Raw genomic sequence first — 18594 nt, forward strand, 5'->3', positions numbered from 1 at the left:
GCACCGCAACCCGTGACGCCAGAGACCCAGCCCACCAAGGCGGACGGGCAGCACTGGGCGCCAATCGCTGCCCGACAGCAACGTTCTTTAAATACGCAGACGAGCGGCCCGAGGGATAACTTTACGCTGGTCTCTGCCCGCTCACGCTTCAAGCTCTGGGGCCATGAAGCGGAAAATTTGCAAGGAATGCGACACCCCGTTGCAACCGGGTGCCGAGTATTGCGGGCGCTGCGGTGCCGGGGTGCGCCAGGTGCCGGTGGGCTGCGCGATCTTCGTGCTGCTGGGCATCCTCGGGGCCATCGTCTTCGCTCTCCTGTTCTTGAAATCCGCCCTTTGACACCATGCCCAACCGACTAGCCGAATCCCCGAGCCTCTACCTGCGCCAACACGCCAACAACCCCGTGGACTGGTATCCCTGGGGCGAGGAAGCCTTTACCGCCGCCCGCGAGCAGAACAAACCACTGCTGGTCTCCGTCGGCTACAGCGCCTGCCACTGGTGCCACGTGATGGCCCACGAGTGTTTTGAAAACGCCGGCATCGCCCGCCTGATGAACCAGCACTTCATCTGCATCAAGGTCGACCGCGAGGAGCACCCCGATGTGGACCAGATCTACATGGAGGCCGTGCAAATGATCACCCAGCGCGGCGGCTGGCCCCTGAACGCCTTTTGCCTGCCAGACGGCCGCCCATTCTTTGGCGGCACCTACTTCCCGCCGGAAGACCGCGGCCATGGCATCGTCCCCTGGCCTCAGCTGCTCATGCGCGTCTCGGACTACTACCACAAGAACCGCGACGAGCTGGAGGAAAACGCCGACAACATTCTTAAAAACATGGCCGAGGGCAACAAGCCCATCGGCGCGACCGGCGAAGACCTCGAAGGCCAACACCTGATCACCGCGGCCGAAGGCATCTGCACCCAGCACGATGACGAGTGGGGCGGCTTCGGCGAGGCGCCGAAATTCCCGCCGTCGATGACGCTCGACTTCCTCATGGCCGTGCGCGGTTCGGCCGCCTGCGAGTCCAAGCCCACCCTTGCGCAGCGCATCGACCAAGTCACTCAAATGACGCTCAAGGGCATGGCCCACGGCGGCCTCTTTGACCAGGTCGGTGGCGGCTTCTCCCGCTACAGCGTCGACAAGCTTTGGCTGATTCCCCACTTCGAAAAAATGCTCTACGACAACGGCCTGCTGCTCGACGCCTACGCCAAGGGCTGGCAGCGCTACGGCGACCCGATGTATCGCGCCGTGGCCGAGGAAACCGTGGCTTGGCTGGAGCGTGAAATGCGCTCCCCGGAAGGTGCCTGGCGCGCCGCGCTCGACGCCGACAGCGAGGGCGAAGAAGGCAAATACTACGTGTGGAAGCCGGAAGATATTCAGACCATCCTTGGCGAAGAAGATGGCACCACGTTCTGCGACGCCTACAACATCACCGAAAAGGGCAACTTCGAGCACGGCACGACGAACCCGGCCTTCGTTTACGACAGCTTTGAAAAGCGTCAATCGCTGGAACCTTTGCGTCGCAAAGTATTGGCTGCACGACAGCAGCGAGTGGCACCCGGACTCGACGAGAAGATCCTGCTTTCATGGAACTCCCTCGTGGTGCGCGGCCTGACCAACGCCGGCTTTGCCTTTGGCGAAAAGGCCTGGGTCGAGCGCGCCCGCGAAGTTGCCGACTGGCTGTGGGACACCTTCGCCAGCGAAGACGCCGATGGCTACACGCGCCTGCAAGCCGTCTACTACAGCGGCGAAGGCGCGCGCTACGACGGCCGCCTGGATGACTACGCGTGGTTCGCCGAGGCGCTGCTTACTTTGTGTGGCAAAGTTGACTGGATCGAGCCCGGTGCCTCGAAGGTTTACCTCGACCGCGCCACCGCACTCGTCAACACGATCCAGGAACGCTTTGCCGACCCGAACATGCCGGGCTGCTTCTTTACCGCCGACGACCAGACGGACCTCGTTACCCGTAAGAAAACGTGGTTCGACAACGCCACGCCGGCAGGCAACTCCGCCATGGTGCAAGTCTACGCCGCCCTCTACGCGCTGACCGGCGCGGGTGACTACGAGGCGCAGCTCCAGGCCCTCCGCCCAGCCTACACCGGCATTGCCGAGCGGGCACCCAGCGCCGCCGCACATGCGCTGTCCGGCTTTACCCACAACGCCGTGGGCATCCCGGTGATCAAGATCAAGGGCGCGCAAGACCTCGACGCCCTGCGCGCCGCGATCAGCGCCCGCCCGTGGCGCCCGGTCTACTTGCAAGTGACTGATGACGCCGCGCAGCCCGACGGCTTCCAACTGTGTGTGGCCACACAATGCCTGGCGCCAACGACCAACATCCCCGAGCTCGCGGAAAACCTATGAGCCTACATCGTTGTGAATGGTGCGGCGAAGATCCCCTCTATGTCGCCTATCACGACGACGAGTGGGGCGTCCCCGTTCACGACGACCGCAAGCTGTTTGAGTTCATCATTCTCGAAGGCGCACAAGCTGGCCTCAGCTGGATAACGGTCCTGCGCAAACGCGAGAACTACCGCGCCGCGCTGCACAACTTCGACTACGAGCGCATCGCCAAATTTGGCCCCAAGGACTTGGAAAAGCTCCTCGCGAACGAGGGCATTATCCGCAATCGGCTCAAGGTGGAATCACTCGTGAAGAACGCGCGCGGCACGCTGGCGATCATTGAAGAATTTGGCAGCCTCGACCAGTATCTCTGGCGCTACGTCGACGGCGCGCCGATCCAAAACAACTGGCGAAAAATCACCGACGCTCCGACGAGCACCCAGGCGTCCGACGCCATGAGCAAAGACTTAAAGAAGCGCGGCTTCAACTTCGTCGGCACCACGATCTGCTACGCGTTCATGCAGGCCGTCGGCATGGTCAACGACCACACGACGGATTGCTTCCGGCATGCGGAGCTGAAGGATTAATTCGCAGCCAAAGAGTGGAGCGCGATGCGGCCTAAGCTCGGGTTGGCATGTATGATGCGCCATTAGTATTATATGGAGATCCCTCGGCAATACATGTTAAATTGCAATGCTTCGCTGGACAGCGATCTTGCGATTTGCAACACAACTCGCACGACGCCAGCCGTTGATCGTGCTCTGGTCAATGTCGGACCAGACCAAATGACGCAGTGGCACCGAGATCAAAGCGAGGGCCGATAACATCATTTGCTAATTCAATGAAAGGCACCCACTATGAAAAAGAAAGCGACAATTTACCGAATGGTTGCGCCAGATCATTTGTGCCCGTGGGGCATCAAGGCGCTCGATCTGCTCAAGCGCAACGGCTACCAAGTCGATGATCGTCATCTCGAATCGATGGAGGCAAACAAGGCCTATAAAGAAGAAAACGGCTACGACGAGACACCGCAAATTTTCATCGAAGGCGAAAACTTGGGCGGTTACGATGAGCTGCGCGAGCACCTTGGCAAGAAGCCAGATCCAGAGGAGGGAGAAACCTACCAACCAGTCATTGCGATCTTTGCAGTAACCTTCCTTATGTCGCTCACAGCGACTTGGGCAATGCTGGGCGCATTGAATTTAATCCGTGTTCTTGAACTGTTTATTGCCTTTAGCATGTGTGCGCTAGGCATTCAGAAATTGCAGGACCTCAAAGGCTACGCGACCGGTTTTGTGCAGTATGACTTAGTGGCTCAGCGTTATGTGCCTTACGCCTATGTCTATGCGTTTATCGAAGCAGGTGGCGGCATTCTGATGATCGCTGGCATACTAACGTGGGTTGTCGCACCAATCGTTCTCATTGCCAGCGTCATCGGTGCCGTTTCGATTTTTAAAGCGGTTTACCTTGAAAAGCGTGATCTCAAATGCGCATGCGTCGGCGGTGACAGCAGCGTTCCCTTGGGGTTCATCTCGCTGACGGAAAACCTAATGATGATCGCCATGGCAGTTTGGATGATGGTGAAGGCCAGCACTCTGGCTTAACGCCCAAGTATCGCTTGGATCACGGACAACTTCAGGCAGCCATAGCTCGCTTCCTGCGAGCGGAGCACGGCCAGCGGTGGACTGTCAGCACTACAACTCCACAAATACACAATAGCCGCCGATCAGCGAACCGCAAAGATGCAACAACCAGCCTGCCACCAAAATCTCCCCGATGACCACTTAACCAAAAGACCGAGTAGGCTTTACTCAAACAACAGTGGTGGTGATGCCTCAACAACAGTGGCTATGTTGGTCAGACAACAGTAGTGTTGTTAGAGAAACAACAGTATAGGCTTTTCCGAAACACAGCAGTAGGCTTTTTGAAAAAGACTAGGTAGTCTTTCTTAATTTGGCTCAGTTGCTTCGGTTGGCTGACGGGTTAGCGGAGCCATTTTGGACACTCATCGTGAAGCGAGACCAGAGGTAGCTAGCTGATGCCGGTTAGATGGGCTCTATTCTCTACGTTTGACCCCTTACCCTCAGTCCCCATCACATAGACTCTGGTCAATATATAAATTCTACGTTTGCCCCATCCCCCGATCCGCGTATTGGTTGGCTGACACTTTACAGCAGGATGATAGAGAAACAGTTCAGATTTTTGATCTATTGGGCTCTCACTTTTCTATTCGCTTCCAGTCCACAGCGATTCGAACTCGAGCCCAGTAAATCCGAGGTTATGGTATTGGGTGTAAAACTCATCATCCTCTGACATTCTACCCGTGTCACAATAGATGTGTGTTCTTACGGTCTGAGGGAGCTTGAATGGAACGGCATCTCCGAGACGACTAGGATAAAATGAATGGCGACGAATCATTCCAGGCGTGTGCTTGAACACAGGGCTACGCTCGATGTAAGAGTTCTCAACATCAAGCGCATTTATACAATACGTGACGTTAAGGAAGTATAGATTTTCACCGGTATCTGCTAGTTTTGCCGGGAGAACTTCGCCTGCTCTTTCCAGTATGTCTAATAAATCACTTTCATAGACATGCTCATCAAAAACAAATTTATCAGAGATCATGCCAAAGAAGTTTCCCCTCCTACTCAATGGAGTTGATACATAAAATTCATAGTCACCCCATCTATCCCGGCGTTCAGTGCCATCAAAAACGAATGAACCCTGCTCGTCAGCAAATTTGCTATTGCACGGCATCAGACATTGGAAGTCATTGTCAGGTAATACTCTAAAGATTTCCATACTGCTTAATTATGAATCTTGATATCTCCATCAATAATTTTTACCGCGATTTCTTGTAGTTTATCCCGAATCTCATCGGCGGTAGGATCGGGCCCCAAGGACTCTAGCTCAGCAAGCACATCTTGGTAATACTTTCTTGGATGGGAACCATTATGCCTCACTGGCCCCAAAACAGCCGCATAACCTTGAGGAGCCTTAGTGTTTGGTAGAAATACCCCGTTAGCCGCCTCATCCAAGTGCACCTTGACCTTGTCTCCTTTTCCTAATATTTGACGTATCTGATCACACTCTGGATACCTGTAATCTCCGTGCGCAACAATATGATGTGGTGTAGTATATGGCGGTCGGGTAACGCCCGAAATCTCAAGATTCTGGCCAAGCTTTCTAGCGCTGTAGTTCGTATGACTTATCTTCTGATCTTGAATATTCCTTCTCCAAGTAGGCTTAATATTGGAGCCGAAAATGAAATAGCTTTTCCTGACCTCATTGAATGTTCTTAGCTCAACGGGTAAATTTCTAACCGCAGATGATGTAGCTAAAGCTTTAAACTCGTCATATGCTTTAATTACATCATTATTATGCTTATACAGCAATTCCGACATAACTTCGAAAGCTTCCTGACATGACCTTAAGGTCATATTATGCACCCACACTCCAGGCTCTCCGGCGAAATAGGTGTGGAAGTCAGCGACTTCGAAGTTATACGTCGTGAACGTCTCGCCCAGTGGAGCATTCTCTATTTGGATCGAGACAATCGTGGCATTGGAGCCGTTATGTAAAAGAACACTATCCCCTATTGTTAATTCATCGGCGGGGATAAATTCCGCGACGGATTCAATCCAGAACGGGTGTTCGCCGGTGCAAACGAGGGTTTGCTCGCTAGACCACGCATCATCGCCATCATCGCCCGAGCCACTCTGGATTGTAATGTGGTATAGACGCTCCGGATGGGTGATAATTGTGTCCAGCACGACTTTGTCCGCCATCACGCCGGTTTCGGGATCACGCGAGAGGACAAAATCGCCAGGTTGAACTGTCTGGATAGCCTGATAGCCATGCGGCGTCAGGACCGGAGTACCGGCAACAAAACACATTTTCGTAGTTGCGAGCTCACCCGCATTGGTCGCTAGCTTAACGCCCAGTGGCTTAAGCTTTTTGAGTTCGTCAGTGGAAGGGATGCCATCCACCCAGCTATCGGCAGACGTGCTGGGCCACTCACCTACCCAATCCTTTAAGCCTGGCCGCTTACACAGCCGCTCAATAAACTTAACCTTGGATAATTTTGCCGGCGGCACGACCATCGATACGATTTCGAAAGCAAACTTACCAACGATGAAACTCTTACCAAACGTCGAATAACTATCGTACTGCTCGGCAATCGAATCCATAATGCCAATAGCCTTTTCCACATATTCCGTATATTCAGCCACGAGCTCACCAACCTCTTCGTCATCACCGGTCAACACTGCCAATACATAGGCATTTCGATCAGCTTGCAGCTTGATAACTATTTGGCCAAATGCTTTAACAAAGTTACCTGCGGATTCGAGGGTGGCAGACATGGCTTGAATACTCTGCTCATGCATGATTTCAACAACCTCATCATCATAGAACAAGCGAAGCACAGTCCGCCCATCGTTCGAATTTATGATAGCGAAGCTGGTAAGATTTACCGCGATTTCGTGAATATCAGTTACAGTGGTCCATCCTCCATTTCCAAACCCATAAAGGACACCAAATACTGCAGCATCTTCAGGAGACATTTTTGCAACTGCCTCCTGGAGCACTGGAGGGATATCGCCAAGTGGGTCACCCTGAACAAGGTTTTCAAGATCCACAGTAGGCTTAGACCAGCCAAAACTTAGCGCCAACCATACCTCTGGAGCGCTAGACTCAGACAATTGCCAGTAATTATCGTTAGGCCTATCCAACCCAGCAGGGCCCATGGCCATGTCTATTGCAAATGAATCAACGGGATTCATTACATAAACAACCGTATCAAATCCATCTTCAGTCGGCGTGGCTAGTTCAGCTTTAAGCTGTTCCAACAACGCACCTGGTCCTTCATGTATTTCAGTAAACGGGTGGAATACCCGATCATCTCCCTGTGGAATGAGAAGCTCTTCCCCAGAGCTGATGGTAAAGCCATCGTAATCTGGATATTCCCATATTTCGACTTCCCGCTGAATGACGCCGGTAAAGATGTCCAAATCACTGACGGAATTACTAACCGAATGGATGGATATAATTCCCGTAATCTGATCATCCAGCGTAGCCGTAAATTGCGATACGCTACCTAGGTCTGGATCTGGCAGACAATCCAGTTGAACAAAGGGTATCGGGTCACCATATTGATCGACTTGATCCGTAGTGAATACATTCGTCGCTATGCCAGTCTCGACCAATGTATATGACAGCGTTGTACCGCCCTCCAACCAAAGAGAAGCATTCACCGTGTCAATGACGGTATCATCTAAGCCTGACGGAAACTCAACGGTCAATTCAGACGAGTTCACGTACTCCGTTGTCGTCAACTCGGCACTCACGGTGACGGTGGCATCCGCATGCCCCCATAAACCATCTTCCCCTGGGTCTTTAACCAGGATGGTTACCAAGTTCACTCCTTCGAGCAATTCAAGATCACCCGTAATGAAATCATTGATCGGCCCGCTGTAGGGATAAGGTCGGCGGTAATTCTCCTCATCAACATCCTTCTCATAGTCATTGATATCGATGATCGCTACCGGCGATTCACCTCCATTCAAGTACACTTCTGCTGTGTCAATAATACCAGCATCGCCATAGCGGATATCGCATAGATCAGATAGGATTGTGCCCTTGATCTTTAATTGACCAATAATCGATTTGTCATCAGCCGACACCCCAATGCTGTTTATTTGAACGTAATCTAATTCAATTCGCGGGACAGGTTGAGACAAGGTAATCCGGCGCGTTTCCTCCAATCCGCTGCCATCCTCCTTGGGCTGAGCAATGAATCGCCGCAGATTCGTCGTGGCTATTGTATCACTAAAGACAGGTGATGAATCATCATCCAAGGAACCATCATCCGGATAGAGGCTTAACGTAATCGTCTCACCCGCAACTTCCTCGCTGGAAGCCACCGCCTCTAGATATACCGTAATTTGAGCGCCTCCAGGTGCTCCAATACTATCTGGGCTTAGGTATACGTCTGAAGGAATAAAATCACCGGTAGAACCACCCAGTTCAGATACAGCGGAATTCGCTGAACGAATGACTGTATTATCCTCTAGCCAAAGACGCATAGTCCCAGATGCAGGTGTATATACATCGTTGTCATCTGAATCCAGTGATGCAGTCGCAACCAATGGGTCTGAAGCATTATAAGTAAACTTCACCTTGTAGTTTCCGACAACCCCGGGATCGGGCAACCGAACCGAAACGGGGGTGAAAGAAGCACTTTCCAGAATACCCAACTCCTCAGGATAGCGAACACCGTCCAGTTCAAACATGTCCGACATTCCATCCGCATAGTCTGGCACAAAGTCAGAATCGATATCACCGTTGTTGGCATATACAATTTTTCCGACCTTGGAAATATCTGGATTCTCGGCATTGAAACCAGTTAATTTGTTGGGATCTTCAACAAGCTCTTCAGCATACGATTCATCTGGGCTATCCAAGCCATTCGTATTATCCGAATCGATATCGATATCTACCCATTGGAAGCTGAAGCCCTGCACGTATTCAACAACAGGTGGCGTGTTATCGACGACCTCATCGATACTTTCGTCGGCGTAGCTGATATACAGGAAGGTGGGTTCCAGAAATGCGCCGAATTTTACCGCTTCAACGTAGAGTGTGGTTGAGATTACACCCGTGTCAGAGTCAGCAACAAACCCAAGCTGATCCAGGTCAACGTATTTACCAGATGGAACGAAGTGGGCACCGCTTGAGTTATCAGTAATCGTGGAGGCACTGCGAAGGGCATCACCGTTTTGCGTCCAGATACGAATCGTGCCATCGCTTGGCAGTTCGTAATCGTAACCACCCGATCCATTGGCCGTGGCGCTCATGGCATTGGGGTCAGAGGCATCATAAACGATGCGCAGCTTAATGCCGCTAGTGGAGGAGAACTCATCTGGGAGCACTAATTTTAAGGGATAGAAGTCAGCGCTTTCAACGAATGGCTCTTCGAGCGTCGGATGCACACCATGGCTTTCAAATTTGTTTGAGAGGCCATCCGCAAAGTTCGGCACGCCATCCCCATCGATATCGCCACTGTTAACCGACAGCGCGACGTTGGTAGGCGTCATGAAGGCCGAGGTAAATGCCAGAATCTGAAAATCCTCTCCCCAAGCTCCGGGACCATAATTTTTATCAAATGTGCTTGCAGGCTCCGTTGGCTCTTTAGTGTCGTCTATTTCAGATGGTGTTGCTTCACCACCATCGACCACAGGTACAGCATCCAATTCTGAGCCCGTTTTGCCTATAGAGTGCTTTTCAGGCAAATAGAACTTCCCCCACGGCTCATCGAGATTTCCGCATAGCTGTGTTCCATAATAGACAATCTCATACTCTACCATTCCGGTTCCCTCCTCGCGCGCGAGGCTATTGATGAATTCGGTGGCCAGTATTGGCTGGTGGTAGAACGGCTCTTCCTCCGAATGGAAGGACAATGGATCCGTTAAGGTATAGTTTACGATATCGAATGGGTTACCCTGATTACCAGGAAACTCCCAGACCAAGAGCGTTCGATTGTTATCCTCATCGTGGATCAACTGAGTAAAGTTTTCATTTACCTCAAAATCCTCAATATCAGTCCTCAACAAACCCGTAACACGGACCATACCCGCATTAGCAAAATAGCCCCGCGTTTCAGCGCCTCCCATCAGCCAAACATCCCATGGGGCATCCGATTGAACTTCCGCTTCCACAACGCCAGTCACCGGATCTTTAACATAGTCGTAGGTGACAGGATAGTAGATACGGTGATCTACCTCAGCATGATCAACCCCACCGTGTTCACAATCATACATCCGGAGAATGTTGCGTACATTAAGCTGATTCTCACCAGTAAGCGGATTCGTCCCATTTTTATACTCATCCAGGTTAGTGTATCCATCGCCATCGGGATCAGCATCAAAATCATCCGCTGCAAATGTGTCATTCGCCGGATCCAAATAGTCATCAGGGTCAAAGCCATAGTGCACCTCCCATTCATCAGGCATACCGTCATTGTCTGTGTCGACTAGACTTCCACCACCACTTCCGGGATTTCCGCCACCATTGCCAGGGTCTCCGCTGCCATTGCCAGGGTCTCCGTTTTGATACGGGGCCAGGGGCTCATCATCAATACCAACAAAGCGGGTAGGATCTAGATACTCAGTGTAATTGTCTTGCGAATCCCCATCCAGGTTACCCGTAGCATCAGACGGATCTTTAGGGTTTAACCCGTCCATGAAAGTTTCAAAACCATCATCAATTCCATCCCCATCAGTATCCACCGAGAGCGGATTCAAACCGTTGGCGACTTCGAAACCGTCACTAAGCCCATCGAACTCTCCGACCTCACCACTAATATAATCACTGTCGCTTTTCATGGGATCAGTGATCACAAATACATCAATGGGAGTTTGACCAACAATTGCAATAGTTACGGTTTGCCCAGCAACCTCTTGGTAGTCTGTCAGACCATCCCCGTCACTATCATCCCATTTCGGATGCGATGTATAGTAGCCTACCGGCAATTCTACGCCAAGAGGAGCCGGAATAATCACTCCACCGTCAATTTTGTAGCCAGCTATTTCAACACCATCTGGAATCGTATCGCCGTCTGAGTCAATTTTATCAGGGTTCGTGTGATTGACATACTCCTGATATTCATTACTTCCATCGTCATCTCGATCCTTGTAGCCATCTCTGGATGGGTGAGCTGGATCAGCAATTACATCCAACTCAGAAATGGAAAGCGCTCGATCATAAGTGCGCCAATCATCAATCTTCATTCCGAGTGCCGTGATGGGCACAGTTCTTAACGCCCCGATATGGAATGGCCGATCATTATCAATAAATGAGATACCAGTGTCAGCCGGAATCATTGGTCGATGTGCTAATTCAACCAGACCAGGCTGCTCACCCTCTACATAGTGATAGCCAGCGGGCTTATCTTCACGCAGAACACGAAGCGTAAGATCTGACTGATCATATATAATTTCCACGTGGTGCCAAACCCCTGGCTCGATACCGAAAATTGTTGCAGTTAAATCGTCGGTAGGCAGTCCACCAGTATCCAAACAAGCCGCTGTAAAGGTCAGTGTTTGCTCCCAAGGATTAATCGTCCCCTTATAGCTACCCGCTTTATTAAATATCGTGCATTCACCAGATAAATTCTCATAAGAACCTGGCTCAGTCCAATTCAACCAAAACGCTATGGTGAAACCGACCTCATTTAATTCCAAATCGTCGTCGTCTGGTACCGTCAAGTAACCGATATCATCCATTGAACTCTCTTCGTCGCCCAACGATAGGCTACTGGAGTATTCTACATCGAAAATATTGAGTTCTTTAATCGAAGCTTCGCCAATCATAAAGGCGTCATTGAAGCGATGAATCTCCGACTGGACAGAACTGGTAAGTAAAGAACGGTCATACACACGATTCTTGTCGAAATCATCGAATGTATACCAAACAACCAAACCGTTCATTCCACTTATTGGATTCAAAGGCACCGGATGAGCTGGATTGATACCCAGCTCATAAGCATCAGGCAGGCCATCGGCGTCCGTATCGTAATAGTTCGGCAGCAAACCAGCATTGAATTCTGTAATATTAGATAACCCATCGTTATCTAAGTCATCCGCACTATCATCAGTCGTAGGATCGAGCTTATGAGCTAGCTCATATCCATCGAACATTCCATCCCCAGACTGACCTTCACTATCCGACCTTGTAGAATGTAAGCCTGAATATAATGTCCCCTCTAACGCATCAGGGACTAAATCATTGTCACTGTCGCTGAAGCTATTCCCCAATTGATAATAATCCCAGATAGTCACACCCGGTAAACGCACCGCATCCCATAACGAATCGAAAGTGCCGTTGGGATCCCACCCCATGCGGACTTCCAAGCCATCAAGGATACCGTTTTCATCTGTGATAAATCCGGCGGAATCCAAATCCCACACAAGTTCCCCTACATTGGGAACAAACTTATAACGCGACAAAGTAATCGCATTCCCTTGACCATCAGTTACTGGCTCCCCGAAAAGCTCCAATTCAACCTGTTCAACTATGTCGACTGCTACATCTAATGCGTCGTAGGGCCTAAGATAATAACTAGGGTAAACATAATCTAGATAATCAAAATGAAATACGTCGAAATACTCTTCAGGAAATTGCTTGCTGGAATTGTCAATATTGAGGAATGGGGCAGCCGTTAGCGGGTCCAAGTAATAAAAACCCGGATTTATCGCGGCATCAGGCACAGGATAGCCATCCTCACCAAATATGACTTCATTCTGAGAAAAATCTGCATGGCGATATGGGATGTAGCCTAAAGGATAAGCATCAAAGTCTTTTGTTGCTGGATCCAAAAATGGACGCCCATTCTCATAATCAAAAACTTCCTGCCACTTTCCAGGAATGTTTACAGGAATGCTCTCACTGCCTGCCGAGACCCTCAGTGGCTGCATGTTTTCTATATCGATTTCAATATCGCTGTTAACCTTTGTGGGATTAGCAGCGTATTGATACTCTTCAACATTCAACAACCCATCTCCATCAAAGTCAGTGCCCCCATCCGCCCAATCAAGCGGATCAAATGCATAGAGCATTTCCCAGCCGTCTGGCATGCCATCACCGTCGGTATCCGGATACCTTGGGTCAGTATTTGACACCAACTCCTCATAGTTAGTTAGACCATCCCTATCAGGGTCGCCTTCCTTGCCAAAATCAGGATTAGACTGCTGATCAAAAGGATTGTTCGTTCCATCATCAAGCGGATCCAATCCATACTTAATCTCCCAGTTATCAGGTAAATCATCCGAGTCGGTGTCGGCGCTGCGGGCATTTGTGCCGTATAACGCTTCAATCAAGTCATCAAGCGGGTAGTTCGGGTAAGCGCTTTCGTCAACCAAGTCAGAATTCGTATTATTGATCAGACCCCCGGTGTAGAAGCCTTCTGTATAATCGGAAAGCTTGTCACCATCCGAATCCGTCGTCGCCCCCATCATGAATGCAGCAGGCCTTCCTCGATAAAAGCCTCCGCCGACAATAATTCCGTTGTTATTTATGTCATGAGCAACCGTTAGTTCCCAATCGCTACCAACCAGATCGTTCAGGTCGACAATCGAGGTGGTGTCTGGAGTACCAAGTTCATATCGATACAGAAATGCGTGCTTCTCATTACGCTTAAATTCAAAGGGAAAATCAAAATCTAGATCCGTGTCTTTATCAAAAGAATCGTCAACGGCTACCCCAATTAATGAAGTTATCTCTAGGAAGGGGCTACCAGCCCGAGTATACGACGATCCAACGATGTTAAGATGACCATCAATAATTTCGGCCGACAAAGCTTCACTACCAAATCCTCCTAGCGCGGCGATACCATTGCTCACCAGCAATATTGGAGCATTTAAATCATCGTCGTCACCCTGCCAATCGCGTTCCCCTAGAGCCTCGAAGTTACCAAAAGCAGCAAGCTTCGGCCGAGCCAGGTACCACATGCCAGAAATGCTTGGAATATGATTTCTCCAACCTATTTTATAGCCTAGGTAGTACCAGAATCTAGACTCCCCTACCCAAAAGCTCTCTTCTTCGTTTTTTACAACATCTATGGCCCGTCCATTATGTGACCACGGATCGTCCGCCTTTGTGGATGCAATGTATGAACTATTTGGCCAGTACCAAGGCAAGGTAGGTAGCGTCGGCCAATCCGCAGCCATACGGAAATAACCTTCAAACTCAAATGGTCGATAATCAGCCTCCGGGTGCCAATCGACAACGAGAACTCGTCTGCGTTCGTCCAAATCTGGCGATATACGCCATCGCTCTACATTATGCTGACCGACAACCACCTCACCCGAATCTGAAATGCCCCATGCCCTGTTCAACCCCGGATTCTCTTTCCAAATGTCGTATTCTTCAAGCGCACCACCGAGGTGAGCATAGAATGCGCGCGAGAAATCTGGCGATATATCATAGTAGCCAACGGAAACATCATTATCGCTGATATCCGTCAACATAGACGCGTTTCCGCTAAGCCAGCGTCCAGCCCACTCGGCGTTTTCATACCGCCACTCAACCGCTCGCTGCAAGCCCGTGCCATCCCGCGCCCATCCCGCAGCATGCCCATTAATGTTGATTGCCCGCGCTTCGCCATAGTACTCACCACCGTCAACCAAAAGACGCTTCCCAAAAGGTACATCCAACGACCAAACCATAGGGTAACCGGAACCCGTTCCAGATACAAAGGGCAATTCGTCTACTGTAGTATCAGATATCCCATACGCCATATCCCCCCCCTCAAGCTGCACAATTTCGTAGCCCCCTTGCTGAAAATCCTCTAAGGTTATCGCGATGGGACGAGTTCGGGCGATCACGCGATTACCTCGATACGCAACCGCATAGACATAATATGAGCCAGGAAATATCTCATAATCAATAATGCGATATGGCGCGGATGACACCTCTCCTAGCGCCGTGTGATTTTCTGGATTTTCTTGGTCGCCAAATCTACCCGCACTGTAAAAAGCTACTTTATCGACGTGAGCACTACCGATATCCAATACTGCATCCAGTACAATCTCAGCTGATGCACCCACGAGCGATAGTGGGCGCCGTGGAGACGCTAGACGCAGCGTAACCGTTTGCTCTCTTAGATACTGCTCAAACAGTTTATAATTCAGACGATTAATTTCCTTATTTGTGAGAGCTCTGCTGTATACACGGAAATCAAAAATATCAAAGGGTGTTGGCTCCAACTCACCGTCGGATGCTCCTAAAACCATATCGTCCGCCAAAAACGAGATGACGTTTTCGCTTGCATCGAATACAGATTCCGAGACGAGCATTCCATCTTGAAAAATGGAAACCGTGCGAGTGCTCGCAACTTCATCTAATTCCGAAGTAATGATTAGAACCTGTCCCAGCCCCCCCTCAAGTAAACCGTCTATTTGGTCATCCTCACCTGAATCCGGCAATATACTCAGATAATTTGACTCCTGATCTCGGATCAGCTTCCACCCCCCCAGATCTCCAGTCCCAGGATGCGAATCAAAGACCTGCTCGCCGTAAGATCCGTAACCACCAATGGCCGTGGTTAACGCTACAGTGAAATCACCGTTATAGCCAAACGTGCCATCCCCACTCGCAGGCGAGAAGGTTAACGCATCATTAACACCATCAAACCGAAGACGCAAAACTCCATTCTCCTCAACATATAGAGGCATCTGATCCGACAAAGATGCATTAAATGCATTCCCCCTACCGCTCACATCATACCAAGCAGAGACACGACTAGTGCCACCGCTCAACTCGACCCCCTCAAGTGCATTAGCATGAAATAATAAGCCGCCACGTTCGAGGAATAGTAATTCAATTGTCTCAGCAGATAGTGCCGCGTCATAAACACGAACTTCGTCTAGAGCACCCCATAGGCCCGACACACTGCCAGAGGGGAAATCGCCAAGCGTCAATGAATGAGGGCTTGCAGCTAACCCTGACATGAGACCGCTGCCTACAATGCCTCCGCCCGGCTCGCCACCTAACCAAACATTACCACCGAGCAACTTCTGACCATTCACATAAAATGTAGGCTCATAACCATCAAGAACATTATCCCATTCAAGTGTGAAGGCAATATGATGCCAAGAACCATCCTCTAAAGCTACTCCGCGGACCACATACTGCTCAGAGCTGTTCCCACCAAAAGTTAATCGATTCTGCAGAGGGTTGTATTCAATTTCATAGCCCCCGAGAGCATTCCATTGGGACTTGCTTGAAATCAACCTTTCATAGCGAGACAAATCCGTTGTTCCTTCCTCAAATTTCACCCACAGTGACAGCGTCAACTCTCCAGTAATAGCAAGGGCATCATTATACTCTGCCTTCAACTTCCGACCACCATCATTCAATGGATTTGCGAAATGAATTGCTTCAGCACCTATACCATCAGTGTAATTTGCATTATAAATATCCAAGTCGATTCCGCTGGCACCGTGATCATCGACTGTTAGTAAATTGCCTTCATCAAACCTCCAATGACTAACCAATGAGAACAATGTGGGGTTAATATCAATTACAGTAAATTCAAGTGCATCAGAAGCGATGTAGGGCATTGAGCCGGATTGATCAGCAATCGAATCATAAGTCACAGCTAGAGCAAAACCAAATGTGCCCGCTTCAGTAGCATTGAAAGATGGACTCAACGCTATAGGATCATCAATCGTTACGTCTTCTAAATCCTGGCCATCGGATGCACTTTCCAAGGTCCATTGATAGCTGTCAGGCACTTGTTCAACTATCGAGCCAATACTAATACCAGAATACACCCTGACAGATGGCTCATAAGGCAACTCATTTATAAACGCCAATACAGCGCCACCAGAGTCAACAGTGGGGAGATAGGGTGGCAAAGAAAGCGCAGACAAAGGAACTACATGTCTTGACACATCCTCATATTCCCAAGCCAACTCAACACTCCCGCCTCCAGAAGCTCCTGACACCTGACGTATCTCAAAATAGTATTTATTCCCCGATTCGAACTCGCATATGCCTTCCTTAGCTTTTGACTGATCAGTTACACCATCCAATTCAATAAATGTATGAACAGAAGCAGGATTAGAATTTGAGCTGAGGAGCAGTTCAGCATCAGATGTTCCTGATAAGAAAAACGTGTACCGGCCAGATTTTGGCGCATGGATATATCCACGAATGACATTTGCTGTTCCCGCACCACTAAAATTTTCAATTTGTAAAGAATCAATTACCCGGCGCTTATCCGGCAACCCCGGGAACGCAGGCAAGGAAACAGCATCAAGTGTCTCAGCCAATACTCCTGAACTCCAGTGATCCAGCAGGACATATCCGCGCCAATTGGCGGGATCGTCCGGCAAAGCCGGAAATGGAATGTCTGCCTCCGTCGGATTGGTTCCGCGAAGAAATTCTGTGATGTTATCTAGATAATCCCCATCAAAATCTGCCCCTGGCAATACGTCGTCAATGGTTAGGATGTCATCAGCAGGATCAAAATCGACGATCTGCTGCTCCCAAGAGTCGTCCATACCGTCGCCAGAACCGGATGATTCACTATCCACATTGACCTCACCGCTTAAATCAAAGCTAAAAACAAATTTCAGTTGGCCCAAATTAGCTACAGCCGAATTATCATCGTCTGCGGTAGTCGCTGTCCATGGGCGATTTTCGGTCCACACCCCACCCTGGCTTTGTGAAGCAAGATGCCCATCTATATCGAAGCCATTGTTTTCCAAGATGGCGTATATGCCATCGGCAACAGCTTTCAACTGGCCAATATTGACTACAGAATAATCGCCAACATTCGATTGGAAAGGAAAAGGATTGAAGTTAACATACTGCCCATCAACCAAATGCGTGTAAGCATCATCCCATTCCTGTGCGCTTGGGCTCAAATACAGATCGACATGTTTTTTAGCCTCAGTCGCGATATGCTTCAATTGTCCGACATTTGCGGGGCTTGAGTTTCCTCGCAACCACTCATTCCATGCTTCGACGTGCTCGACGTTATTAGGATCATACCCTGGATCGCCAGGCCCGACCGGCTGCGACTCTGCCACACCTTGGTCTAGCCACCACTGAGGATACGTTGGCGCTACCTGCCCCAGAAATAAAAAAGCCGAGCCAAGAATCGTGACTGACAGAAGTATTTTTTTTAATATGCTCATATCCAGAGACCCTCACTTAGCAACAGATAAAGAATACCTGGAACTATTATAGAGATCGATTTCAGTCCGATGTCAGCGCGATCCCACACAAGCAATGTGGTTTCATTCCTATTATTGGGCTTATATTGCAAAGCCAACGAGCACGCTGGTAAATCTTACTCATTTTATTTCATCAGTGTTTTTTAGTATCAAAAGAAACTATCTCAGAGTGATGTAGCCTACATCGTACAAAAGCGACAAGATAAAAATTTAAATTGATACTTCACCTAGCAGGCTATCAGATGCAATCTCATCATACTCAAGGTAATACCATCAGTTACCGGATAGTTTTTGCCATACCCAATCAGAAACGCCTCGGCTCTTTCAAGTTATTTTCCATTATTAGGTTACTGAGGATGGCCCAACACATATAATTCCGGAAGCTTCGAACAACCTTGAGTTTAGCTTTTTATGGTAAAGCATCGTAGAGCAATCAAGGCGTAGTGTTCACCAAGGATGCTATTGGCACAACTGATTTAGCCACGGATTTTTTAGTTACCAGTGAAGCAAGTGCG

The 18594-nt window shown here is 49.5% G+C and carries 6 protein-coding genes; 4 read left to right on the forward strand and 2 right to left on the reverse strand.

The annotated features are described in order from the left end of the window. Positions 1 to 163: 163 nt before the first annotated feature. The 4 genes from O3S85_RS07735 (at position 164) to O3S85_RS07750 (ending at position 3940) form a co-directional block, all read left to right on the forward strand. Positions 164 to 337: a hypothetical protein gene (locus tag O3S85_RS07735; protein ID WP_269539362.1), complete on the forward strand. Its 174-nt coding sequence runs from the start codon at positions 164 to 166 to the stop codon at positions 335 to 337. Positions 338 to 341: 4 nt separating this feature from the next. Then, positions 342 to 2357, forward strand: a complete 2016-nt coding sequence (locus O3S85_RS07740; RefSeq protein ID WP_269539363.1) for a thioredoxin domain-containing protein — start codon at positions 342 to 344, stop codon at positions 2355 to 2357. Then, positions 2354 to 2923, forward strand: coding sequence for a DNA-3-methyladenine glycosylase I (locus O3S85_RS07745; protein WP_269539365.1), 570 nt, complete (start codon positions 2354 to 2356; stop codon positions 2921 to 2923). Before O3S85_RS07740 ends, O3S85_RS07745 begins: the two co-directional genes overlap by 4 nt. Before the next feature lie 270 nt (positions 2924 to 3193). After that, on the forward strand, positions 3194 to 3940 hold the full coding sequence (locus O3S85_RS07750) for a glutaredoxin family protein (RefSeq protein ID WP_269539367.1): 747 nt from the start codon (positions 3194 to 3196) through the stop codon (positions 3938 to 3940). Between the two features lie 622 nt (positions 3941 to 4562). Here O3S85_RS07750 and O3S85_RS07755 read toward each other — a convergent pair. Together O3S85_RS07755 and O3S85_RS07760 are read right to left on the reverse strand one after the other, a co-directional pair. Next, positions 4563 to 5138, reverse strand: a complete 576-nt coding sequence (locus O3S85_RS07755) for a hypothetical protein (RefSeq protein WP_269539369.1) — start codon at positions 5136 to 5138, stop codon at positions 4563 to 4565. A 5-nt stretch (positions 5139 to 5143) separates the two neighbouring features. After that, positions 5144 to 18040, reverse strand: a complete 12897-nt coding sequence (locus tag O3S85_RS07760; RefSeq protein WP_269539370.1) for a LamG-like jellyroll fold domain-containing protein — start codon at positions 18038 to 18040, stop codon at positions 5144 to 5146. Positions 18041 to 18594 lie beyond the last annotated feature (554 nt).

Origin of the sequence: Cerasicoccus sp. TK19100 (genome assembly GCF_027257155.1) — a bacterium.
In the GTDB taxonomy this organism is placed as follows: domain Bacteria; phylum Verrucomicrobiota; class Verrucomicrobiia; order Opitutales; family Cerasicoccaceae; genus Cerasicoccus; species Cerasicoccus fimbriatus.

Excerpts from the sequence above, each read along its gene's own strand:
- O3S85_RS07735 (WP_269539362.1), top strand. The coding sequence starts at position 164 with ATGAAGCGGAAAATTTGCAAGGAATGCGACACCCCGTTGCAACCGGGT.
- O3S85_RS07740 (WP_269539363.1), top strand. The coding sequence starts at position 342 with ATGCCCAACCGACTAGCCGAATCCCCGAGCCTCTACCTGCGCCAACAC.
- O3S85_RS07745 (WP_269539365.1), top strand. The coding sequence starts at position 2,354 with ATGAGCCTACATCGTTGTGAATGGTGCGGCGAAGATCCCCTCTATGTC.
- O3S85_RS07750 (WP_269539367.1), top strand. The coding sequence starts at position 3,194 with ATGAAAAAGAAAGCGACAATTTACCGAATGGTTGCGCCAGATCATTTG.
- O3S85_RS07755 (WP_269539369.1), bottom strand. The coding sequence starts at position 5,138 with ATGGAAATCTTTAGAGTATTACCTGACAATGACTTCCAATGTCTGATG.
- O3S85_RS07760 (WP_269539370.1), bottom strand. The coding sequence starts at position 18,040 with ATGAGCATATTAAAAAAAATACTTCTGTCAGTCACGATTCTTGGCTCG.